Origin of the sequence: Mitsuaria sp. BK041 (genome assembly GCF_014193085.1) — a bacterium.
GTDB lineage: Bacteria > Pseudomonadota > Gammaproteobacteria > Burkholderiales > Burkholderiaceae_C > Roseateles.
The window spans coordinates 3,570,548-3,591,140 of record NZ_JACHYT010000001.1 but is presented as its reverse complement, the minus strand read 5'-3'; the positions used below and the strand labels follow the sequence as shown (position 1 = coordinate 3,591,140).

Below are 20,593 nucleotides of genomic sequence, written 5' to 3'. Positions count from 1 at the left end.
CGCCATGTCTTCATTGCAATCCCTGGACATCGCGCTGCGCTCCGCCACGACGCTGCCCAGTCCCGACGCGCGGCGCACCACGCCGGAGGTGGCCAAGCTGATCGATGTGTCGTCCTGCATCGGCTGCAAGGCCTGCCAGGTGGCGTGCATGCAGTGGAACGACCTGCGCGACGATGTCGGCGACACCCACGGCACCTACGACAACCCGCGTGACCTGACGCCGCAGTCGTGGACGGTGATGCGGTTCTCGGAGGTCGAGGTCGTCGAGAACAAGCTGGAGTGGCTGATCCGCAAGGACGGCTGCATGCACTGCGAGGACCCCGGCTGCCTGAAGAGCTGTCCCGCGCCCGGCGCGATCGTGAAGTACCAGAACGGCATCGTCGACTTCATCTCCGAGCACTGCATCGGCTGCGGCAACTGTGTGACGGGCTGCCCGTTCGACGTGCCGCGCATCAGCAAGGCCGACAACAAGGCCTACAAGTGCAGCCTGTGCTCCGACCGCGTCGGCGTGGGCCTGGAGCCCGCCTGCGTGAAGGCCTGCCCGACCGGCGCGATCCGTTTCGGCTCGAAGGAGGACATGCACGAGTTTGCCGCCGAGCGCATCGTCGACCTGAAGGAGCGCGGCTACCAGAACGCCGGCGTCTACGACCCGCAGGGCGTGGGCGGCACGCACGTCATGTACGTGCTGCAGCATGCCGACCAGCCCGAGCTCTATCACGGCCTGCCCAAGGATCCGCACATCAGTCCGCTGGTGTCGCTGTGGAAGGGCGCGGCCAAGCCGCTGGCGGTGGCCGCGATGATCGGCGCGGCGGTGGCGGGCTTCTTCCATTACATGAAGGTCGGGCCGCAGAAGACCGGACACGACGAGCCGGACGAGGACGAGGAACTCGCCTACGAGCGCGCGAAGCACGGCGACGCGCCGCGCGACCCCGCCGTGCCGCCGGCGGGCGGTGGTCTCTGACCTTCACCGGGAGATCGACATGTTGCTGCAACGCTATCGCGACAGCCAGCGGATCAACCACTGGCTCATCGTGCTGCTGTTCCTGTGCGCCGGGCTGTCGGGCCTGGCCTTCTTCCATCCCAGCCTGTTCTTCCTGAGCCATCTCTTCGGCGGCGGGCCGTGGGCGCGCATCCTGCACCCCTACATGGGGCTGGGCATGGTGGTCGCGTTCGCGTTCCTGGCCGCGCAGCTGTGGCGGGACAACCGCTGGACCGACGCGGACCGCCAATGGATGCGCCAGAGCGGGGACATGATCTTCGGCGGCCACAAGCACGGCACGCAGCCGGCGCACAAGTACAACGCGGGCCAGAAGATCGTGTTCTGGATCATGGTCGTGTCGCTGCTGATCCTGCTGGTGACCGGCTTCATGTTCTGGCACGCCTGGTTCCCCGACGGGAACATCCTGATGCGCCGCATCGCGGTGGTGCTGCATGCGGCGGCGGCGGCGATCCTGATCCTGACGATCATCATCCATGTCTACGCCGCGATCTGGGTCAAGGGCTCGTTCCGGGCGATGACCCGTGGCACAGTCACCGACACCTGGGCCGCGCACCATCATCCGCTGTGGCACAAGGCAGTGAAGGAGCGTCCCCCCGCATGACCCCCAGCAGCCCCATCCGGGTGATGAGCCCGGAAGAGATCGCCGTCAATGCCGGCGCCCGCGCGGCGCCGGTGAAGGTGCCGGAACCCGGCCTCTTCGCCGAGCGCGCCTTGCGGCTGCGCCAGTTGGCCGACGGGCATGCGATGCGGGACTACCTGCTGTTCGTGGCTGAGCTGGCGCAGCGCCAGCATGAGCTGCTGAAGCAGCCCCGCGCGCTGAAGCTGCCGGACGAGGTGTTGATCAATGGCGCGATGGTGGGTGGCTTGCCGCCGGTGGAGGCCCAGAGCCATCCGCGCGACGCCGTCTGGCGCGAAGAGCTCCAGGCGCTGTTGACCGCCATGCGCGGCGCGGCGATCCCGGAACCGGCGCAGGCGCTGGTCGCCCGGCTGGCGCAGGCCGACGAGGGCTGGTTGGAGCAGCAGGCCGCCGCGCTGCTGGCGGGCGGCGGACCGGGCCTGGATCCGGCGGCGGCGCCGTTGGTCGCCGCGGCGCTGCAGGTGTACTGGACGCGGCTGGTCACCGGCTTGCAGGAGCGCTACGAGCGCAGCGACCAAGGCGAGAACGTTGCCCCCTTCGGCATGATCGACGACCCCACGGTGTGCCCGTGCTGCGGCTCGCGGCCGGTGGCCTCGATCACCCGCGTCGCGGCCGAGCAGTCCGGGCAGCGCTTCCTGGCCTGCTCGCTGTGCGGCGCGCAATGGCATTACGTGCGCATCAAGTGCACGCATTGCCAGGGCACCAAGGGCATCAGCTTCCAGACGCTGGTCGACGACGAGGGGAAAAAGGCCGAGGCGGTCGCCGCCGAGTGCTGCGAGACCTGCGGGCATTACCTCAAGCAGGTCCACATGGAGAAGGACCTGCAGGTCGAGCCGCTGGCCGACGACCTCGCCACGCTGACGCTGGACCTGCTGGTCGGCGAGCTCGGCCTGGTGCGCCAGGGCTTCAATCCGATGCTGATCCTGGGCGAGGCCGAGGCCTCGCTGGATGGCGGCCCGGGCGCGGGCCTCGATCCGCCGGGTCGGCCCGGCGCGCCGCCTCCCGATCCCGGAGGGCGCTGAGCATGAGGCCCGAGGCATCCATGGTTCATGGTCCGACGGCAGGCTCCCCGGCAGCCGCTTCCGACCCTTCCACTCCTGGCACCACGGCCGCGACCGCCGCGGCGGCGGCTACGGCCACCAGCGGCGCCAACGGCGCCAACGGCCCGGCCACCGGGACGACCGGCGCCGCGCCGAAGGACCTGCCTTCCGTCGACCGCCTGCTGCGCGACGAGGCCGTCACCCACCTGATGGCGCGCCACGGTCATGCCTTCGTGGCCGGGGAGGCCCGCCGGCTGCTCGAGGCCTGGCGTCGCCGCGCGGTCGAGGGCACGCTGGCGGCACATGAATTGCGACACCTGCCCGCCGAGCTCGAGCGGCGCTGCGAACAGCGGCTGGCGCCCCGGATGCGGCGCGTGATCAACCTGACCGGCACGGTGCTGCACACCAACCTGGGCCGCGCGCTGCTGGCCGACGAGGCCCTGCAGCAGGTGCTGGCCTGCATGGGATCGCCGAACAACCTGGAGTTCGACCTCGCGCGCGGCGAGCGCGGGGACCGCGACAGCCTGGTCGAGTCGCTGCTGTGCGAGATCACCGGCGCCGAGGCGGCGACGGTGGTCAACAACAACGCCGCGGCCGTCCTGCTGGGCATCGCGGCGCTGGCGGGCGGCAAGGAGGCCATCGTGTCGCGCGGCGAGCTGGTCGAGATCGGCGGCGCCTTCCGCATGCCCGACGTGATGGCGGCGGCGGGCGCGAAGCTGGTCGAGGTCGGCACGACCAACCGCACCCACGCGCGGGACTACCAGGCCGCGATCGGACCGCACACCGCGCTGCTGCTGAAGGTCCACACCAGCAACTACGCGATCCAGGGCTTCACCGCCTCGGTCAGCGAAGCGGCGCTGGCACCGATCGCCCGGGCGGCGGGCGTGCCGCTGATGACGGACCTGGGCAGCGGCTCGCTGGTGGACCTGGCGCAGTGGGGCCTGCCCGCCGAGCCGCTGCCGCAGCAGATGCTGGCCGACGGCTGCGACGTGGTGACCTTCAGCGGCGACAAGCTGCTCGGCGGGCCGCAGGCCGGTCTGATCGTCGGCCGCCAGGACCTGATCCAGCAGATCCGCAAGTTCCCGATGAAGCGCGCGCTGCGGCTGTCCAAGCTGCCACTGGCGGCGCTGGAGGCGACCTTGCGGCTGTACCTGCGGCCGGACCGGCTGACGCAGGACCTGCCGACGCTGCGGCTGCTGACGCGCCCGGTCGATCAGATCGAGGCGCAGGCCGACCGGCTGCTGGCGCGCGTCCAGGCCGCGGTCGCGCCGCGCTTCGCGGTGCGGGTGAGCACGATGCGCGGACAGATCGGCTCGGGGTCGCTGCCGGTGGAGACGCTGCCGTCGGTGGGGCTGGTGCTGACGCCGCAACTGCCGGGCAAGCGCGGCGTGGGGCGCGCGCTCGACGAGCTGCAGACCGCGCTGCGCGCGCTGCCGCTGCCGGTGATCGCGCGGGTGCAGTCGGACGAGCTCTGGCTGGACCTGCGCTGCCTGGACGAGGCGCGCGAGGAGGCGGCGTTCATCGAGCAGCTCGCGCAGCTGAAGGAGTCGCTCGCGTGATCGTCGGGACCGCCGGCCACATCGACCATGGCAAGACGACGCTGGTGAAGGCGCTCACCGGCGTCGACACCGACCGCCTGCCCGAAGAGAAGCGGCGTGGCATCAGCATCGCGCTGGGGTATGCGTATCTGGACCTTGTTCCCGGCCAGGGGCGGGGCGAAGGCCAGGGCGTGGGCGGCGAGGGGGGGCGAGGGGGCGACGGTGCCGGCCGGCGCATCGGTTTCGTCGACGTGCCCGGGCATGAGCGCCTGGTGCACACGATGCTCTCCGGCGCGACCGGCATCGACCATGCGCTGCTGCTGGTGGCCGCCGATGACGGCGTCATGCCGCAGACCCGCGAGCACCTGGCGCTGCTGTCGCTGCTGGGCCTGGAGCGGGCCACCATCGCGCTGACCAAATGCGATCGGGTGGACGCCGCGACCCGTGCGCGTCGGCATGACGAGATCCGGGCGCTTGTGGCGGACACGGCGCTCGCGGGCGCGCCGATCTTCGAGGTCGCCGCGACAACAGGCGCCGGCGTGCGCCCGCTACGCGAGCACCTGATCGCCGAAGCCGCGGCGCTGCCGCCGCGCGTGGGGGCTGGGCTGGGTTTCCGGCTCGCGGTCGATCGGGTGTTCAGCCTGCCGGGCGTCGGGACTGTCTGCACGGGGACCGCGCATGCGGGCGAGCTGGCCGTCGGCGACGAGCTCGTGGTGCTGCCGCCCGCGCCGGGCCAGGCGCCGCTGCGCGCGCGGGTGCGCAGCCTGCATGCGCAGAACGCGGTGGCGGTCAAGGCGTCGGCCGGGCAGCGCGTGGCGATCGGGTTGGTCGGGCTCGAGAAGGAGGAAGTCGGACACGGCCAGTGGCTGGCCGCGCCGGAAGTCGCCCAGTGGACCGAGCGCCTGGACGCGCGGCTGCGCCTCTGGCCCGAGGAGGCCCGGGCGCTGCGCAGCGGCACGCCGGTGCATGTGCATGTCGGCGCGGCGCAGGTGACGGGCTCGGTGGCGGTGCTCGGCGGCCTGGGCGGCAGGCCGGTTGAGGCGCTGCAGCCCGGCGGCGAGGCGTTCGTTCAGGTGGTGCTGCACCGACCGATCGGCGCGTGGGCCGGCGATCGGATCGTGCTGCGCGATGCCTCGGCGACGCAGGCGCTGGCCGGCGGCGTCGTGCTGGATCCGCAGGCGCCGGCGCGTTATCGACGCACGCCGCAGCGGCTCGCGGAACTGGTCGCGCTGACGGCGGACACGCCGCTGCAGCGGCTCGAAGGGCTGCTGGGCCAGGCGCCGATGGGCGTGGACCTGGTCCGCTTTGCGGCCGGGCAGGGCATTGCCGGGGGAACCCGCGCGGCGCTGGTGGCGGGGGTCGGCGCTGCGGGTGGAGCGGGGACGACCGGGGGCGGTGCGGCGAGCGTGGCGACGGGGGACGCGGCGGGCAGCGCCGGCACCGCGGCGGCGGGCGACATCACCGTCGTGCCGGGCGCCGACGGGCCGCTGTGGGCGCTCGGCGCCGCGCAGACGGCCCAGTGGGCCTACACCGCGCAGGAACGCCTGCAGCGCTATCACCAGGAGCAGCCGGAGGAACTCGGGCCCGACCTCGCGCGCTGGCGCCGGCTGGCCGCGCCGCGCATGGCCGAGCCGCTGTGGCGCGCGCTCGTGCAGCGGCTGGCCGCGGCAGGGCGCGTCGTCGTCAGCGGGGCGACCGTGCATCTGCCGGCGCATGGGGTGCAGCTGTCGGCATTGGATGAGCGGCTGGCCCAGAAGGTCATGCCGCGGCTGCTGGCGGCCGGCTTCGAAGGCGTCTGGGCCCGCGACCTGGCCAAGGAGGCCGGCGAGCCCGAGGCGCTGGTGCGCACGACGCTGGCACGGCTGGCCCAGCGCGGGGAACTGTTCCAGGTGGTGAAGGACCTGTACCATGCGCCCCCGGCGATCCAGGCTCTGGCACGGATCGCGCGGGAGTCCGCAGCCGACGGCGACGTGAAGGCCGCGGAGTTCCGCGACCGCAGCGGCCTGGGCCGCAAGCGCGCCATCCAGGTGCTGGAGTTCTTCGACAAGGTCGGACTGCTCCGGCGCGTGGGGGACGCCCATCGCCTGCGGAACGACTGCCAACTGTTCATGGAGGAGGACGGCCACACCACCGCCACCGCCGCCCACCCCCCATGAACACCGCACACCCCAACAACGGAGAGGCAACGACCCCGGTGGATCGGCCGGACTTCAAATCCGGTGAATGGCGCCATGCGCCGTTGGGTGGGTTCGACCCCCACGCCCCTCCGCCAGCGACATCGGCTGGCCGGCTGCGCGGCCCGATCTTGCGCCTGCGGTGCTCGCCGTACGACAGTACGGCTCCGCTCCTCGGCGCAACCTCGGGCCGCTCGCAACGGCCATCCGATGTCGCTGGCTACTGCGGCCGCCCTAAGGGCGGCAAATTCTTTGACTGCCGGCAGTCCTCTTGGCGCTGGCTCATGCGGCCGCCGCTCGGGCAGCCAGTTCTTTGACCGCGGATAACTCACCCCCAGGAGCTCTCTGATGTCCAGCCTCTTCCACCATGTCAGCCGTGCGCTGCAGGGGATCGCCACCGCCTCGCTGATCATCGCGAGCAGCATCGGTTCCGCCCAGGCCCAGACCTCGCCGCCGGTCCTCCGCGTGACCGCCATTCCCGACGAGTCACCAACCGAACTGGCGCGCAAGTTCGCGCCGCTCGGCAAGTACCTCGAGAAGGAACTCGGCGTGAAGGTCGAGTGGACCCCCGTCACCGACTACGCCGCCGCCGTCGAGGCCCTCGCCAACAAGAAGGTCGAACTGGCCTGGTTCGGAGGCTTCACCTTCGTGCAGGCGAACGTGCGCTCCGGCGGCAAGATCGTCCCCCTCGTGCAACGCGAGGAAGACGAAAAATTCCGCTCCGTCTTCATCACCGATACCCAGTCCGGCATCCGCAAGCTCGAGGACCTCAAAGGCAAGACGCTCAGCTTCGGCTCCGCCTCCTCGACCTCCGGCCACCTGATGCCGCGCTCCTTCCTCCTCGCCGCGAAGATCAATCCCGATACCGACCTCAAACGCATCTCCTTCTCCGGCGCGCATGACGCCACCGTCGCCGCAGTCGCGTCCGGCAAGGTCGACGCCGGCGCGCTCAACATCTCCGTCTGGGAAAAACTGGTCGCCGAGAAGAAGGTCGACACCGGCACCCTGAAGGTGTTCTTCACCACCCCGCCGTATTACGACTACAACTGGAGCGTCCACGCCGACCTGCCCGCCGCGACGAAGGAAAAGCTCAAGGCCGCCTTCCTGAAGCTGAGCCCCTCGACGCCGGAAGGCAAGGAGATCCTCGAGCTGCAGCGCGCGACGAAGTTCGTGCCAACGCAGCCGGAGAACTACGCCGGCATCAAGGCGGCCGCCGAGAACGCCGGCCTGCTGAAGTGAGCTGAGACGAGCGCGATGTCCCTGCTGGTGTTGGACGGCCTGCAGCTGCAGGCCGGCGCGCGCACGCTGATCGAGCCGCTGTCGCTGCGGATCGAGCCCGGCGAGCAGGTCGCACTGATCGGCGCCTCGGGCGCCGGCAAGACCTCGCTGCTGCATGCGCTGGCCCTGGCCTCGCGCCCCGCCGCTGGCACGCTGCGCCTGGGCGGCCAGGACGGCTGGGCGCTGTCCTCACGCGCACGCCACCAGCTGCGCCGCACGCTGATGCTGGCGCCGCAGCACCCACCGCTGCCCCCACGCCAGCGCGTCGTGACCGCCGTGCTGGCCGGTCGGCTGCCCGGTGCCTCGGTGGCCCGCAGCTTGCGCATGCTGTTCAGCCCCGACCAGGCCCAGGCCCGGCTGGCCTTCGACGCGCTGGACCGGCTGGAGCTCGGCGCCCGGCTCTGGTCGCGCGTGGACCAGCTCTCCGGCGGCGAACGCCAGCGCGTGGCCGTGGCGCGACTGCTGGTGTCCCAGGCACGGCTCTGGCTCGCCGATGAGCCGCTCTCGGCCCTCGATCCGCAGCGCGCGCAGCGGGTACTCGCCGTCCTGCAGGACGCCGCGCGCGCCCAGGACCGCACCCTCGTGTGCAGCCTGCATCAGGTCGATCTCGCCTGCCGCCTGTTCCCGCGCGTGATCGCGCTGCGCCAGGGCCGACTCGTCTACGACGGCCCGCCGCAGGGCCTCGGCGCCCGCCAGCTGGACGAGATCTACGCCGACCTGCTGAATGAATCCCCCTCGACGCCCGACGACGCGCCGATGACCGCCGCACCGCCGCAGGCGATGTGCCGATGAACGCCGGCAGCGCCGAACGGCACGACGGCCCAGGAAGTGGTCGTGGCGGCGGAGGTGGCACTGACCGCGCGTTGTCATCGACGGCCACGGCGCCGTGGCGGCGCGACCCGGCGGCCGCTCGGCGGCTCGGGCTCGTGGTGGCCGCGCTGGTCGTGCTGTGGCCGCTGCTGGTCTGGTGCGAGTTCCGACCCTGGGAGCTGCTGGACGAGCGCAGCCTGCGCGCGACGATGCGCTTTGCCGGGCAGTTCCTGACGCCGCGCGTGGACCTCGAGTTCCTGACCATGCTCGCCGCCGACACCTGGCGCACCGTGGCGATGGCGACGGTCGGGCTGGCGCTCGCCTGGGTGATCGCGGTGCCGCTGGCGCTGCTGGCGACGGCGCGGCTGTCCGTGTCGGCGCTGAGCGGCCGCATGGCGGCGGGGCCGGCGGCGCTGCGCTGGGCGGTGCGAGCAGTGCTGATCGTGCTGCGCTCGGTGCCGGAACTCGTGTGGGCGCTGATGCTGGTGCGCGTGATCGGCCTGGGACCGGGCGCGGGCGTGCTGGCGATCGCGCTGTCCTACGGCGGGATGCTGGGCAAGGTCTACGCCGAGATCCTGGAGAGCGCCGACGCCGCGCCGACGCAGGCGCTGCTGCGCGGCGGCGCCGGGCGCCTGCAGGCGCTGCTGTTCGGTGCGCTGCCCAACTGCTCGGAGGAACTGGTCAGCTACACCGTCTACCGCTGGGAATGCGCGATCCGCTCCTCGGTGGTGCTGGGCTTCGTCGGCGCCGGTGGGCTGGGCCAGCAACTGGACAACGCGACCAAGATGTTCGCCGGCTCCGAGGTGGCGACCATCCTGCTGATCTTCATCGCCCTGGTGGCCATGGCCGACCGCATCAGCGCCTGGCTGCGGCCGGCGCGCACCGCGGGGCAGGGCGGCGAGTCGCGGCATCCGCTGTCCGCCCGACCGCCCGCGCGCTGGGGGCTGCGGGCGTTGCTGGCGGCACTGCTGGCGCTGCTGGTGATGAGCGTCGTCACGCTGCCGCTGCGCTGGGGCGAGCTGCTCGGCGCCGGTGCCCTGGCGGAGATGGGCCGCTTCCTGGCCGAGTTCTTCCCGCCTCAACTCGCGCCGGACTTCCTCGGTCGGGTCGGGCAGGGCGCGCTGGAGACGCTGGCGATGTCGGCGCTGGGCAGCGGGCTGGCGGCGATCGCCGGACTCGCGGTGGCGCTGCTGGCGAGTCGGCCGCCGGGGCCGCTGCGCTGGGCATCGCGGCTGCTGCTCAATGCGCTGCGCAGCGTGCCGGAGCTGGTCTGGGCGTCGCTGCTGCTGGTGGCGGCGGGACTGGGGCCGATGCCGGGCACCTTGGCGCTGGCGCTGCACACGACCGGCGTGCTGGGCCGGCTGATGGCCGAGGCGCTCGAGAACGCGCCGCCGCAGACCGCCCAGGCGCTGCGCTGGGCGGGCGCGTCGCGCTGGCAGGTCTTCGCCTTCGCGACGCTGCCGCAGGCGGCGCCGCAGCTGCTCAGCTACACGCTCTACCGATGGGAGAACAACATCCGGGCCGCGACGGTGCTGGGCGTCGTGGGTGCGGGAGGTCTGGGGCAGATGCTCAGCCTGCACCTGAGCCTGTTCCAGATGCGGGAGACTTGCACCGTGCTGCTGGCGATGCTGGTGCTGGTGATGGCCGTCGATGCCTGCTCCTACGCGGCGCGGCGGCGCTTGAATCATTGATTGGCGGCGTCGTGGGTCGCCGCTTCGGCGGCACGATGCCGCAAGCCCTTGGATGAAGGAGGGGCGCCATGAACGACCAAGCCCTGAAGCTGCTGCTCACGCGCGCATCGGTGGGTCCGAAGTACTTGATCGAGCCGGGCCCGGACGATGCGGCGCTGGCCGCGATGACGGAGGCGGCGCTGCACGCGCCTGACCATGCGGCGCTGGTGCCGTTCCGATTCAAGGTCGTGCGCGGGGAGGCGCGCCGGTCGATGGCCGCGCTGTTCGCGGCGGCTGCGCGCCGGGCGGGCAAGGACGAGTCGGGCATCGCGATGGACGAGGAGCGCGCGCTGCGCCCGCCGGTGACGGTGGCGGTGGTCGCGCGCCTGGACCTGGGTCATCCGCAGGTGCCGGCGCATGAGCAGTGGGCCTGCGTCGGTGGCGCGCTGACCAATTTCCTGAATGCCGCGCAGGCGCTGGGTTTCGGCGGAAAGATGCTCAGCGGTGCGAAGGCGCGCGATCCGGGCCTCATCGCCGCGTTCTGCGAGCCGGGCGAGACCTTGCTCGGCTGGATCGCGATGGGCACCCCCTCATCCCCCGACAAGCCCCCGAAGGCACGCCCGCCGAAGTCCGGCGCCGACAGTGCGCTTCAATTCTGGCCAGGCTGACCGCCCCTGCCTTCGCCGCAGTCCTGCGTTCGGCGAGGCCCTGATTGGGGTGCAGCGCTAGGCGCAAACCGCAGCCATAGCAGCGCTATGGCGAGGATTTGCAACGACGCGGGGCGCCCCAATCAGGGCCTCGCCCCTTAGCCGTAGATGTAGGTTTGGAGGTGGGCGATAGTCATCTCGTCGTCGGCGATGATGTTGTCCATCAAGTCGCGGATCGAGAGCATGCCCACGACCTGGTTGCCCTGGACGACGGGCAGGTGGCGGATCTTGCGCTGGCTCATCAGGCTCATGCATTCGCGGCAGTCGGTGTCGGGTTTCACCACGAACACGTTGGGCGTCATCACATCCTTGACCGGCGTGTGCCGCGAATCACGCCCCTGCAAGGCGATCTTCCGCGTGTAGTCGCGCTCCGAGAAGATGCCGAGCAGCCGATCGCCCTCCATCACCAGCAAGGCGCCGACATCATGCTGCGCAAGCAGGTGCAGCGCATCGAACACCGTGGCTTCCGGCGCGACGCGCCAGACGCTCGGGCCGCGATTCTTCAGCAGTTCGGACACCGGTTTCATGGGGCCTCCTGGCGACATCTGACGGAACTCGGACGTCCAAGATAAGCGCCTTGGACCGGGGCTGCAAGCCCCTGCAAGACCCGACCCCCACAAGGGGTGACGCGCGGTCGCGCGGGCGGGATCGGCCCGCTCGGCCGCGCCAGCCGGCCCGGCTCAGGCCGGGTGGGTCAGGTCGCGCAGATGGGTCGGGCCGGCGCGGCGCTCGATCTCGGCGAGCAGGTCGCGGCCCCAGCCCATCGCGAACAGGGCCTCGCCGACGACGAACATCGGACCGACCAGCAATCCCACCAGGTCGTCGACGAAGGCGGGCTTGCGGCCCTCGTAATAGTGGCCGACGAACTGGATGATCCAGCCGACGATGAAGCTGCCCAGGCCCCAGGCCAGCCAGCTGCCGAAGGAGCCGTCCGCCAGCGGATGCGCCAGCGCCATCAGCACCGCGTTGACCAGCGCCGTGGACAGGCCCAGCACGAAATTGCCCCGCGTCAGGTACCAGACTGTCGCGCCGCCCCAGACCAGCCAGGCGGCGGAAACCGTCCAGTCGCCGACATGGAATTGCGCCCGCGCCAGCAGCACGCCGATCGCGAAGACGATCAGCGGGATGCCGACAAAATGGGTGGCGATGTTGCGGCGATCGCGGTGGTAGGCGGCGTACTGCGCCATCAGGTCGGTGGCTTGGCGTGCCATGGCAGTCTCCGTGCGAGGTGTCGTCATGATGTCGCAATGCTAGTGCGACCAGCTTGTTTATGCCGTTCAGAATGCAGTTCTGACCACTCTTGGTTTACCCCTATGCAAGTGTTGACGCCGGCAAATGAGGTGCCTCCAGGCGCGCATCGGCGCGGCGGCGGAAGGTCGGCCGCGTCGGCGATCGCCGCGCTGCTGCTCGGAGGCGCGCTGGCCGGGTGCGGCACCGCGCCTCCCGCCACGACGCCGACAGCGACAACGCCGACAGCCACGACGTCCGGCGCCCGCGCCAGCGAGGCCCCATCGTCGCCAGGCCCGTCGTCCTGCACGGCCTGGCTCGCCGCGCAGCAACGCGGCGAAGGCCGGCTCTATCGCGTCGACGCGGCCACTTCGCAGGTCCGCATCCACGTCTTTCGCGCCGGACGCCTCGCCAAGGTCGGCCACAACCACGTGATCGGCGTCGAGCGGCTCACCGGCCAGGTCTTCGTCCCCACCGACGGCATCGCCGGCGCCGGCGTCGAACTGGCCTTCCGGCTCGATGACCTGGCCATCGACAAACCCGAGTGGCGCGCGCCGCTCGGGCCCGGGTTCGCCAGCACACCCTCCGCGTCCGACGTGGCCGGCACCCGCGCCAACCTGCTCCGGGCCATCGACGGCGAGCGCTTCCCGGTCATCGCGATGCGCAGCACCGCCGTCGCTGGCGCCTTCCCGGTGCTGGCGCTCAAGCTCGCCGTCAACTGGCACGGCCAGACCCGCCTGCTCGACGTGCCGGTGCGGGTGGTCCGTCCTGCGGGGGATGCGGGGAGCTCGGTCCTGAGGACGCAGGGGGCGCTCGTCCTCCGTCAGAGCGACTTCGGCATCACGCCGTTCTCCATCCTCGGAGGGCTGCTCGCGATCCAGGACGAGTTGACCGTGGACGTCGACGTCGCGGCTGTTCCCGCGGTGGCGTGTGATTGAGCGCCTTGCGCCGGGAGGACTGCGGGGCGCCAGGCGCGGGCTCTCCACACCGCATGGGGGATCCCTCCTGGACCCCCAAGCGGTATTCCGGCCCCAGCGATGCTCGCTGGTGGCGGGCCTGGGCATCTGCGGCGATCAAGGCCTCAGGTCGAGGCTCATCAGGTCCTTGGCGTAGTAGCGGCCATCGGAGAGACGGATGGCGCGGGGCAGGTGGCCGTAGCGGGTGAAGCCCGCCTGCCGGTAGAGCGCGATCGCCGCCTGGTTGCCCGCCGTGACGCTGAGCGTGACTATCTCCAGCCGCGGCTCGCGACGCAGCAGCGCTAGGGCCTGCCGCAGCAGGCGCTTGCCGATGCCGCGTCCACGGACTTCGTCGTCAACCATCATCCCGATCAGGTGCGCGACGTGCATCACCTTCTTGCGGTTCTCGTGCTCGCAGGTCAGGGCACCCACCAGCCGCTCGCCCGACCACGCGCCCAGCGTGAACAGCGACTTGCCGCCCGCCTGCGGATGCAGCCGCACGCGGTAGCTCGACGCGTCGCGGGCGCGCTCGGTCTCGGCGTCGGAGGTGAAGGCCTGCTCGTGCCGCGCGAGCATCGCGTCGCGCAGGGCCTTGTAGGCCGGCAGGTCCGCTTCGGTCAGCAGGCGCAGCGTGATCACGCCCTCGGCCGGTCGGCCCTCAGCCGCGGTCCAGTCGTTCGAGTCGCTCAAGCTCGCTCCTGTCGTTGATGTTGGCGAAGGCGCGCTCGTCCGCCGGCCGGTCGAAGGCGACCCGCGCCAGCGGCAGCGAACGCAGCCAGCCCTCGACGCGCCGTTCGCCCGCGTCCAGCGCCGCCGCCAGCCCGGCACGGTGCCGGACATGGATCAGGCTGGCCAAAGGCTGGGGGCGCAGCGGCTCGCCTGGCGCCTCGCGGCCTAGCGCCATCGCGGCGCTGTGGTCCGGTCCGATCCCGGCGGCCAGGCGGTCGAGCAGGTCGGTCGGCAGCCAGGGGCAGTCGCCGCCGACGACGAGCAGCCAGTCGGTGCCGACGCGGTCATTGCCGTCGCCGTGACCGCGATCGCCCGCGCTGTGGTCGCCGGGATGGCGGTCGTCGGGGCCGCGATCAACGGGCGAGGCACCGTTCGCGTCGGAGGCGTCGGTGAGGCGGGGGCCGGAGGCAGTCCGGGCATCCGCAAGCGCCGTCAGCCCGGCGAGGATGCCGGCCAGCGGTCCGGGGAAGTCCGGCAGCGGGTCGGGCAGGACTGGGTGGCCGAGGCGGCGGTAGTCGTCGAGGTGTCGATTGGCGCTGATGAGGATCCGGCCGCCGGTCTGGGGGGCGATGCGCTCGATGACATGGTGGACCAGCGCCCGGCCCTGGAAGGGCTGGAGCGGCTTGTCGACGCCGCCCATGCGGGTGGCGCGGCCGCCGCAGAGGATCAGCGCGGTGGCGCGCATCAGCCGCCGATGTAGTGCATCTCGACGCGGCGCGCCGGGCCGGAGTCCGCCGCCGGCAGGCTGGCGCGCAGCTCCGAGTAGCGGTCGCCGCGCCGGGTCCAGAGCGCGCCCAGCGCGGCGGCGATCTCGGCGTCGGACCGCGGCGGGTGCTCGCCGTCGCCGCGCAGCAGCGCGCGCAGGTCGTGGCCATCGCCGGCGAACAGGCAGGTGTAGAGCCGGCCCTCGGTGGAGAGCCGCGCGCGGTTGCAGTCGCCGCAGAAGGCTTGGGTGACGCTGGAGATGAGGCCGATCTCGCCGCTGCCGTCGGCGTAGCCCCAGCGGGTGGCGGTTTCGCCCTCCACGGTGGCGGCGAGGGGGACCAGCTCGGCGTCCTCGCGCAGGCGGGCCAGGACCTGCGCGGACGGCAGCACCTCGTCCATGCGCCAGCCGTTGCTCATGCCGACGTCCATGTACTCGATGAAGCGCAGCACCACGCCGGTGCCGCGGAAGTGGCGCGCCATGGGGACGATCTGGTCGTCGTTGGTGCCGCGCTTGACCACCATGTTGACCTTGATCGGCGCCAGGCCGGCGGCCTGGGCGGCCTCGATGCCGCGCAGCACCTCGGCGACCGGGAAGTCGACATCGTTCATGCGGCGGAAGATGGCGTCGTCGAGCGCGTCCAGGCTGACGGTGACCCGGCGCAGGCCCGCGTCCCGCAGCGCCCGCGCCTTGCGCGCCAGCAGCGAGCCGTTGGTGGTCAGCGTCAGGTCGAGCGGCTGGCCCTCGGGCGTGCGCAGCTCGGCCAGCTGGGCGATCAGCGCCTCGAGGTTGCGGCGCAGCAGCGGTTCGCCGCCGGTCAGGCGCAGTTTCTGAACCCCCAGGCCGGCGAAGACGCCCGCCAGACGGGTGATTTCCTCGAAGGACAACAGGTCGCGGTGGGGGAGGAAGGTGTAGTGCTTGTCGAACACTTCCTTCGGCATGCAGTAGCTGCAGCGGAAGTTGCAGCGGTCGGTGACCGAGATGCGCAGGTCGCGCAGCGGCCGGCCGCGCGCGTCCAGCCACGGCCCCGGGCGGGGCGGGGGGAGGGGATGCGGCACGGGAGGCGTCCGCCCGATCTGGCGCAGATCGAGCAGCGGAATCACACCATCGGTCATGGGGAGCGATTGTGCCGCCGGCCGCATCGCCTCGTCCGAGGATGGTCAAGGGCGGCGCGGTGTCTCGTGAATCGGACACGGCGAGCCGTTCCTGGCCAGCCCACTCGTCGAGGGTCGCCACAATCTTCGGAACAGCTGAAGCAAGGAGTCGAAGATGCCTGACGATCAGGAGAAGTTTCAGCAGGATCTGTTGGACTCGATCCGGCAGATGAAAGCGGGCAAGGCCGCGCGAGTCACTCGCGTCGAAGTGCCTGGCGCCGCGGAAGCACGGGCCCGCACCGGTCTGTCGCAGGCCGACTTCGCTGGACTGCTGGGCGTGTCCAAGCGCACGCTGCAGGAATGGGAACAAGGCCGGCGCGAGCCGACTGGCGCTGCCCGGGCCTTGCTCCGGGTCGCGATGGCCCATCCGGAGGTCCTGTTGGAACTGCGCTGAATCGGCCCCGCGGGTCGTCACCCTGTAGGACTTGTCACTTGCACCGGAAGGTCAGGCGCGTTCGAATCCCGGAATGAGCTTGACCCCCACGACCGTGGTCCATGCGGACCTGGCCAGCTTCGTCTCCTTCGGCGAGGCCCTCACCGACATGATCCGCACCGGTCCCGGCACCTGGTGCAGCCGCAGCGGGGGCTCGCCGTGGAACGTGGCCATCGCGATGTCGCGGCTCGGCCAGCTCAGCGCCTTCGCCGGTGGCCTGAGCAAGGACCCCTTCGGCCAGGAACTCTGGCAGGCCAGCGCGGACGCCCACCTGGACCTGCGCTTCATCCAGCAGTTCGCCAAGTCGCCGCTGATGGCCTTCGTCCATCAGGTGTCGCCGCCGGAGTACGCCTTCGTTGGCGACGACAGCGCCGACCTGCATTTCCGCCCCCATGCGCTGCCCGCCGGCTGGCGCCGGGCGCTGCGCTGGGCCCACTTCGGCTCGATCAGCCTGACGCGCGAGCCGCTGGCCGCGCGGCTGATCGCGCTGGCCGAGTCCCTCAAGGACGAGGGCGCCCGCATCAGCTACGACCCGAACTACCGGATCTCGATGGACTCGCGCTATGACCGCACGCTGGAGCGCATGTGCCGGCTGGCGGACGTGATCAAGGTGTCGGACGAAGACCTGCGCGGGCTGTTCCGCAGCCGCGACCACCATGTCGGCCTGGCGCAGATCGCCGCCTGGAACCCGCGCGCCATCGTGATGCTGACGCTGGGGGAGCGCGGCGCCCAGCTGTTCCATCCGAAGGCCGACCTCAGCGCCGCGCCGCCGCCGCTGGACGCGGTCGTGGACACGATCGGCGCCGGCGATGCCGCCATGGCCGGGCTGCTCTACAGCCTGATGAACGGCGCGACCCACGAGCCCGAGGAGCACCTGCGCTGGGCCGTCGCGGCCGGCGCCGCGGCCTGCTCGGGCGCGGGCGTGCACGGGCTGACGTCCGGCCTGGTGACCGCGCTGATCGATCAGGTGCAGGTGCAGCGGGCCGAAATGGTCTGACGGCGCCCAGGCGCCGCCACCGCGTTCAAGGCGGTGCCAGCACGCTCAGGCGCTGCCGTCGTCCTCGCGTCTTGTCGCCACCAGCGTCTTGGGGCCGCCGACCTGCAGGCGCGGTCGGTCGGCCTCTTCCTCGGCCAGCGGGCTGACCTCGACCAGGCTGGCGTGGCAGCGCCGCGTCAGGTCCTGGTAGGTCTCGGTGCCTTCGCGCTTCCAGCGGATCTCGTCCTCGGTCAGCGGCCGCATCACCTTGGCCGGCAGCCCGGCGATCAGCGACCTCTCCGGCAGCTTCAGCCCCGCCCGCACGAACGCGCAGGCCGCGACGATGCTGTAGGCGCCGACCTCCGCCTCGTCCATCACCACCGCGTTCATGCCGACCAGCGCGTCGTGGCGCACCACGCAGCCGTGCAGCACCGCGCCGTGGCCGATGTGGCCGTTGGTCTCGACGATGGTGTCCGACCCCGGGAAGCCGTGGATCACGCAGGTGTCCTGCACGTTGGCGCCCGCCATCAGCCGGATCCGCCCGAAGTCGCCCCGCAGCGAGGCGCAGGGCCCGACGTAGCAGTCCGGCCCGACGATCACGTCCCCGATCAGCACCGCCGTCGGATGCACATGGGCGCTGGGATGGACGACCGGCGACAGGCCGTCGATGGCATAGCAGGGCATGGATTCGTCTCCTATCGTGGTTCGGGCGTCCTCGGCCCCAGCACCAGGGGAACTTTCCCTGTAAATGACCGCGATCTTGGTGGTAACCCTAGGTCACTGGCCTTGTGTTGGGATCCGATGGCTCGTAGTATCTACCGACCGGTCGGTAAATAGAAGCCGATCAAAAAAGCTGCAAAAGCTGAATCCCCCTCAGGCCGAGGAGACAAGCCGAATGAGCACCACCCCCACCCCCCCGTCCACCGCCGAAGACAGTTCGCTGCTGATCAGCACCGAAGGCGCCGTGCGCGTCCTGACACTGAACCGGCCGCAGGCGCTGAATGCGTTCACGACCGGCCTGCTGGGCCAGCTGCGCATCGCCCTGGACGAGGCGGCGCACGACGAGGCGGTGAGGGCGGTGCTCATCACCGGCGCCGGCCGCGCGTTCTGCGCCGGCCAAGACCTGTCCGACCCGCACATCAAGCCCGAGTTCGACGACCACGCGGGCGACGCCGATCCGCAGCGCAAGCCCAAGGCCAAGGACATCGGCAACCTGCTGGACCATTACTACATCCCGCTGGCGCTGCGCCTGCGCAGCATGCCAGTGCCGACCGTCTGCGCGGTCAACGGCGTCGCCGCGGGCGCCGGCGCCAACTTCGCGCTGGGCTGCGACCTGGTGCTGGCTGGCCAGTCGGCCTCGTTCATCCAGGCCTTCTCCAAGATCGGACTGGTGCCCGACTGCGGCGGCACCTGGCTGCTGACGCGGCTGGTGGGCCGCGCCCGTGCGCTGCAACTGGCACTGCTGGGCGACAAGCTGCCCGCAGCCGACGCGCAAGCCTGGGGCCTGATCGCGCGTTGCGTCGCCGACGGCGAGCTGCAGAGCGAAGCCATGGCCACCGCGCAGAAGCTGGCGAAGATGCCGACCCGCGCGCTGGTGCAGACGCGCCAGGCGCTCGATGCGTCGATGGACCTGGAGTTCGAGGACGCGCTCAAGCTCGAGGCCAAGCTGCAGAGCCAGCTCGGCTACGCGCACGACTACCTGGAGGGCGCGGCCGCCTTCCTGTCCAAGCGCGCGCCGGTGTTCAAGGACCGCTGATGCGCGAGGCCCTCGATCCGCAGCGCATCGCCGAGGCGGTGCGCGACACCATGTTCGCCAACGACCGCGCGTCGCAGGGCCTGGGCCTGTGCATCGACGCGATCGGCCCCGGCACCGCGACGCTGTCGATGACGGTGCGCGAGGACATGCTCAACGGCTTCGACATCTGCCACGGCGGCTTCGTGACGACGCTGGCCGATTCCTGTTTCGCCTTCGCCTGCAACTCGCACAACGAGATGACGGTGGCGTCGGGCTTCGCGATCGACCTCGTCGCGCCGTCCCGGCTGGGGGATGTCCTGACGGCGCGTGCCAGCGAGACCTCGCTGGCCGGCCGCACCGGCGTCTACGACATCCGCATCACCAATCAACGCGACGAGCTGATCGCGGTCTTCCGCGGGCGGTCCTACCGCATGAAGGGCCGGCCCGTGGTGGCGGACCTGCCGCTGCCCGGCTGAGCCGGCCCGAGCCCGCGGCGACAAGGAGACGAGACCCATGACGGTGAAGACCTTCCGGCCCGAGGACCTCGAGCCCATCGAGCGCGCCAGCCAGGACGAGCTGCGCGCGCTGCAGCTGCAGCGCCTGAAGTGGACGCTCAAGCATGCGTACGAGAACGTCCCGCACTACCGGGCCGCCTTCGACGCCAAGGGCGTGCATCCGGACGACCTGAAGGACCTGGCCGACCTGCGCCTGTTCCCGTTCACGACCAAGAAGGACCTGCGCGACAACTACCCGTTCGGCCTCTTCGCTGTGCCACGCGAGCAGGTCGTGCGGGTGCACGCGTCCTCGGGCACCACGGGCAAGCCGACGGTGGTGGGCTACACGCGGCGCGACATCGACACCTGGGCCGACCTGGTCGCGCGCTCGCTGCGCGCCGCCGGCACGCGCGCGGGTGACATCGTCCATGTCGCCTACGGCTACGGCCTGTTCACCGGCGGCCTGGGCGCGCATTACGGCGCCGAGCGGCTGGGCTGCACCGTGATCCCGATGTCGGGCGGCCAGACCGAGAAGCAGGTCCAGCTGATCCAGGACTTCAAGCCCGACGTGATCATGGTCACGCCGAGCTACATGCAGGTGATCGTCGAGGAGTTCGCGCGCCAGGGCCTGGACCCGCGCGCCAGTTCGCTCAAGACCGGCGTGTTCGGCGCCGAGCCCTGGACCGAGGCGATGCGCCGCGAGATCGAGCACAAGGCCGGCATCGACGCGGTCGACATCTACGGCCTGTCCGAGGTGATGGGGCCGGGCGTCGCGTCCGAGTGCATCGAGACCAAGGACGGCCCGGTGATCTGGGAGGACCACTTCTATCCCGAGATCATCGACCCCGAGACCGGCGAGGTGCTGCCCGAGGGCTCGGAGGGCGAGCTCGTCTTCACCTCGCTGAGCAAGGAGGCGCTACCGGTGATCCGCTACCGCACGCGCGACCTGACGCGGCTGCTGCCGCCGACGGCGCGCAGCATGCGCCGCATGGGCAAGATCGTCGGCCGCAGCGACGACATGCTGATCATCCGCGGCGTCAACCTGTTCCCGACGCAGATCGAGGAACTGGTGCTCGCTGAGCCCGGCCTGTCGGGCCAGTACCAGATCGTCGTCAGCCGCGACGGCCACCTCGACGAGGTCGAGGTGCGCTGCGAGCTCTCGGCCGCGGGCGGCGACGCGCAGGCGGCGAGCCGCTCGCTGCAGCACCGCATCAAGACGCTGATCGGCGTGTCGACCCGCGTGACGGTCGGCGCGCCCGATTCGATCGAACGCACGCTGGTGGGCAAGGCGCGCCGCGTCGTCGACCAGCGTCCGAAGCATTCGTAAGGAGT

At 71.3% G+C, this 20,593-nt stretch carries 21 protein-coding genes and 1 tRNA gene; 16 read left to right on the top strand and 6 right to left on the bottom strand.

Annotated elements, in window-relative coordinates; translation table 11 throughout:
* Positions 1-4: 4 nt before the first annotated feature.
* From fdxH to FHT38_RS15180, 10 genes are all read left to right on the top strand, one after another.
* Entirely contained in the window at positions 5-961 is a 957-nt protein-coding gene (fdxH, locus tag FHT38_RS15225) for a formate dehydrogenase subunit beta (protein ID WP_091733978.1), read from the top strand.
* A 19-nt stretch (positions 962-980) separates the two neighbouring features.
* The gene (locus FHT38_RS15220) at positions 981-1,601 is read left to right on the top strand and encodes a formate dehydrogenase subunit gamma (RefSeq protein ID WP_183492261.1); all 621 of its coding nucleotides are present in this window, start codon (positions 981-983) and stop codon (positions 1,599-1,601) included.
* Complete coding sequence (gene fdhE / locus FHT38_RS15215) at positions 1,598-2,659, top strand: formate dehydrogenase accessory protein FdhE (protein WP_183492260.1); 1,062 nt, start codon at positions 1,598-1,600, stop codon at positions 2,657-2,659. Before FHT38_RS15220 ends, fdhE begins: the two co-directional genes overlap by 4 nt.
* A gap of 20 nt (positions 2,660-2,679) precedes the next feature.
* Complete coding sequence (gene selA / locus FHT38_RS15210) at positions 2,680-4,236, top strand: L-seryl-tRNA(Sec) selenium transferase (RefSeq protein ID WP_183492259.1); 1,557 nt, start codon at positions 2,680-2,682, stop codon at positions 4,234-4,236.
* Positions 4,233-6,371: a SelB C-terminal domain-containing protein gene (locus tag FHT38_RS15205; RefSeq protein ID WP_183492258.1), complete on the top strand. Its 2,139-nt coding sequence runs from the start codon at positions 4,233-4,235 to the stop codon at positions 6,369-6,371. The genes selA and FHT38_RS15205 overlap by 4 nt, the downstream gene beginning before the upstream one ends.
* 20 nt (positions 6,372-6,391) lie before the next feature.
* A tRNA-Sec gene (locus tag FHT38_RS15200) sits at positions 6,392-6,487 on the top strand.
* A gap of 250 nt (positions 6,488-6,737) precedes the next feature.
* On the top strand, positions 6,738-7,628 hold the full coding sequence (locus FHT38_RS15195) for a putative selenate ABC transporter substrate-binding protein (protein WP_183480873.1): 891 nt from the start codon (positions 6,738-6,740) through the stop codon (positions 7,626-7,628).
* Positions 7,629-7,643: 15 nt separating this feature from the next.
* Entirely contained in the window at positions 7,644-8,459 is an 816-nt protein-coding gene (locus FHT38_RS15190) for a phosphonate ABC transporter ATP-binding protein (protein WP_183492257.1), read from the top strand.
* Positions 8,460-8,530: 71 nt separating this feature from the next.
* Positions 8,531-10,168 (top strand): phosphonate ABC transporter, permease protein PhnE, encoded by a 1,638-nt coding sequence (gene phnE, locus FHT38_RS15185; RefSeq protein ID WP_255488699.1) that lies wholly within the window; start codon positions 8,531-8,533, stop codon positions 10,166-10,168.
* A gap of 68 nt (positions 10,169-10,236) precedes the next feature.
* Entirely contained in the window at positions 10,237-10,815 is a 579-nt protein-coding gene (locus FHT38_RS15180; RefSeq protein WP_183492255.1) for a nitroreductase family protein, read from the top strand.
* A 137-nt stretch (positions 10,816-10,952) separates the two neighbouring features.
* On the opposite strand, the gene FHT38_RS15175 is transcribed toward FHT38_RS15180, so the two are convergent.
* Both FHT38_RS15175 and FHT38_RS15170 read right to left on the bottom strand, forming a co-directional pair.
* Positions 10,953-11,381, bottom strand: coding sequence for a CBS domain-containing protein (locus tag FHT38_RS15175; protein ID WP_147241340.1), 429 nt, complete (start codon positions 11,379-11,381; stop codon positions 10,953-10,955).
* Between the two features lie 153 nt (positions 11,382-11,534).
* Positions 11,535-12,065, bottom strand: a complete 531-nt coding sequence (locus FHT38_RS15170; RefSeq protein ID WP_147241341.1) for a DUF962 domain-containing protein — start codon at positions 12,063-12,065, stop codon at positions 11,535-11,537.
* A gap of 102 nt (positions 12,066-12,167) precedes the next feature.
* Between FHT38_RS15170 and FHT38_RS15165 the strand changes: the two genes are divergently transcribed.
* Positions 12,168-13,019 (top strand): YceI family protein, encoded by an 852-nt coding sequence (locus FHT38_RS15165; RefSeq protein WP_183492254.1) that lies wholly within the window; start codon positions 12,168-12,170, stop codon positions 13,017-13,019.
* A gap of 135 nt (positions 13,020-13,154) precedes the next feature.
* On the opposite strand, the gene FHT38_RS15160 is transcribed toward FHT38_RS15165, so the two are convergent.
* From FHT38_RS15160 to moaA, 3 genes are read right to left on the bottom strand one after another with little or no spacing between them, the layout of a single operon-like run.
* Positions 13,155-13,727 carry a GNAT family N-acetyltransferase gene (locus tag FHT38_RS15160; protein ID WP_255488698.1) on the bottom strand — a complete coding sequence of 191 codons (573 nt, stop codon included), beginning with the start codon at positions 13,725-13,727 and terminating at the stop codon, positions 13,155-13,157.
* Complete coding sequence (mobA, locus tag FHT38_RS25375) at positions 13,696-14,451, bottom strand: molybdenum cofactor guanylyltransferase (protein ID WP_255488697.1); 756 nt, start codon at positions 14,449-14,451, stop codon at positions 13,696-13,698. The genes FHT38_RS15160 and mobA overlap by 32 nt, the downstream gene beginning before the upstream one ends.
* Positions 14,451-15,584 carry a GTP 3',8-cyclase MoaA gene (gene moaA / locus FHT38_RS15155; protein ID WP_183492252.1) on the bottom strand — a complete coding sequence of 378 codons (1,134 nt, stop codon included), beginning with the start codon at positions 15,582-15,584 and terminating at the stop codon, positions 14,451-14,453. Before moaA ends, mobA begins: the two co-directional genes overlap by 1 nt.
* Before the next feature lie 154 nt (positions 15,585-15,738).
* On the opposite strand from moaA, the gene FHT38_RS15150 reads away from it, so the two are divergent.
* Together FHT38_RS15150 and FHT38_RS15145 are read left to right on the top strand one after the other, a co-directional pair.
* A complete protein-coding gene (locus FHT38_RS15150; protein ID WP_183480850.1) occupies positions 15,739-16,017 on the top strand; it encodes a DNA-binding transcriptional regulator in 279 nt (92 codons plus the stop codon).
* Positions 16,018-16,090: 73 nt separating this feature from the next.
* Complete coding sequence (locus tag FHT38_RS15145; RefSeq protein ID WP_183492251.1) at positions 16,091-17,053, top strand: carbohydrate kinase; 963 nt, start codon at positions 16,091-16,093, stop codon at positions 17,051-17,053.
* A 45-nt stretch (positions 17,054-17,098) separates the two neighbouring features.
* On the opposite strand, the gene FHT38_RS15140 is transcribed toward FHT38_RS15145, so the two are convergent.
* Positions 17,099-17,716, bottom strand: a complete 618-nt coding sequence (locus tag FHT38_RS15140) for a phenylacetic acid degradation protein PaaY (protein ID WP_183492250.1) — start codon at positions 17,714-17,716, stop codon at positions 17,099-17,101.
* Positions 17,717-17,927: 211 nt separating this feature from the next.
* Here FHT38_RS15140 and FHT38_RS15135 point away from each other — a divergent pair, with 211 nt between their 5' ends.
* From FHT38_RS15135 to paaK, 3 genes are read left to right on the top strand one after another with little or no spacing between them, the layout of a single operon-like run.
* Entirely contained in the window at positions 17,928-18,788 is an 861-nt protein-coding gene (locus FHT38_RS15135) for an enoyl-CoA hydratase-related protein (RefSeq protein WP_183492249.1), read from the top strand.
* Complete coding sequence (paaI, locus tag FHT38_RS15130) at positions 18,788-19,243, top strand: hydroxyphenylacetyl-CoA thioesterase PaaI (protein WP_183492248.1); 456 nt, start codon at positions 18,788-18,790, stop codon at positions 19,241-19,243. The genes FHT38_RS15135 and paaI overlap by 1 nt, the downstream gene beginning before the upstream one ends.
* A 37-nt stretch (positions 19,244-19,280) precedes the next feature.
* Complete coding sequence (gene paaK / locus FHT38_RS15125) at positions 19,281-20,588, top strand: phenylacetate--CoA ligase PaaK (protein WP_183492247.1); 1,308 nt, start codon at positions 19,281-19,283, stop codon at positions 20,586-20,588.
* The last annotated feature ends 5 nt before the right edge of the window (positions 20,589-20,593 follow it).

Coding starts and splice junctions, on each gene's coding strand:
- FHT38_RS15195 (WP_183480873.1), top strand. CDS start 6,738: ATGTCCAGCCTCTTCCACCATGTCAGCCGTGCGCTGCAGGGGATCGCC.
- FHT38_RS15145 (WP_183492251.1), top strand. CDS start 16,091: ATGAGCTTGACCCCCACGACCGTGGTCCATGCGGACCTGGCCAGCTTC.
- moaA (WP_183492252.1), bottom strand. CDS start 15,584: ATGACCGATGGTGTGATTCCGCTGCTCGATCTGCGCCAGATCGGGCGG.
- mobA (WP_255488697.1), bottom strand. CDS start 14,451: ATGCGCGCCACCGCGCTGATCCTCTGCGGCGGCCGCGCCACCCGCATG.
- fdxH (WP_091733978.1), top strand. CDS start 5: ATGTCTTCATTGCAATCCCTGGACATCGCGCTGCGCTCCGCCACGACG.
- FHT38_RS15135 (WP_183492249.1), top strand. CDS start 17,928: ATGAGCACCACCCCCACCCCCCCGTCCACCGCCGAAGACAGTTCGCTG.
- FHT38_RS15140 (WP_183492250.1), bottom strand. CDS start 17,716: ATGCCCTGCTATGCCATCGACGGCCTGTCGCCGGTCGTCCATCCCAGC.
- paaK (WP_183492247.1), top strand. CDS start 19,281: ATGACGGTGAAGACCTTCCGGCCCGAGGACCTCGAGCCCATCGAGCGC.
- paaI (WP_183492248.1), top strand. CDS start 18,788: ATGCGCGAGGCCCTCGATCCGCAGCGCATCGCCGAGGCGGTGCGCGAC.
- FHT38_RS15175 (WP_147241340.1), bottom strand. CDS start 11,381: ATGAAACCGGTGTCCGAACTGCTGAAGAATCGCGGCCCGAGCGTCTGG.
- FHT38_RS15165 (WP_183492254.1), top strand. CDS start 12,168: ATGCAAGTGTTGACGCCGGCAAATGAGGTGCCTCCAGGCGCGCATCGG.
- FHT38_RS15170 (WP_147241341.1), bottom strand. CDS start 12,065: ATGGCACGCCAAGCCACCGACCTGATGGCGCAGTACGCCGCCTACCAC.
- selA (WP_183492259.1), top strand. CDS start 2,680: ATGGTTCATGGTCCGACGGCAGGCTCCCCGGCAGCCGCTTCCGACCCT.
- FHT38_RS15180 (WP_183492255.1), top strand. CDS start 10,237: ATGAACGACCAAGCCCTGAAGCTGCTGCTCACGCGCGCATCGGTGGGT.
- FHT38_RS15190 (WP_183492257.1), top strand. CDS start 7,644: ATGTCCCTGCTGGTGTTGGACGGCCTGCAGCTGCAGGCCGGCGCGCGC.
- fdhE (WP_183492260.1), top strand. CDS start 1,598: ATGACCCCCAGCAGCCCCATCCGGGTGATGAGCCCGGAAGAGATCGCC.
- FHT38_RS15220 (WP_183492261.1), top strand. CDS start 981: ATGTTGCTGCAACGCTATCGCGACAGCCAGCGGATCAACCACTGGCTC.
- FHT38_RS15150 (WP_183480850.1), top strand. CDS start 15,739: ATGCCTGACGATCAGGAGAAGTTTCAGCAGGATCTGTTGGACTCGATC.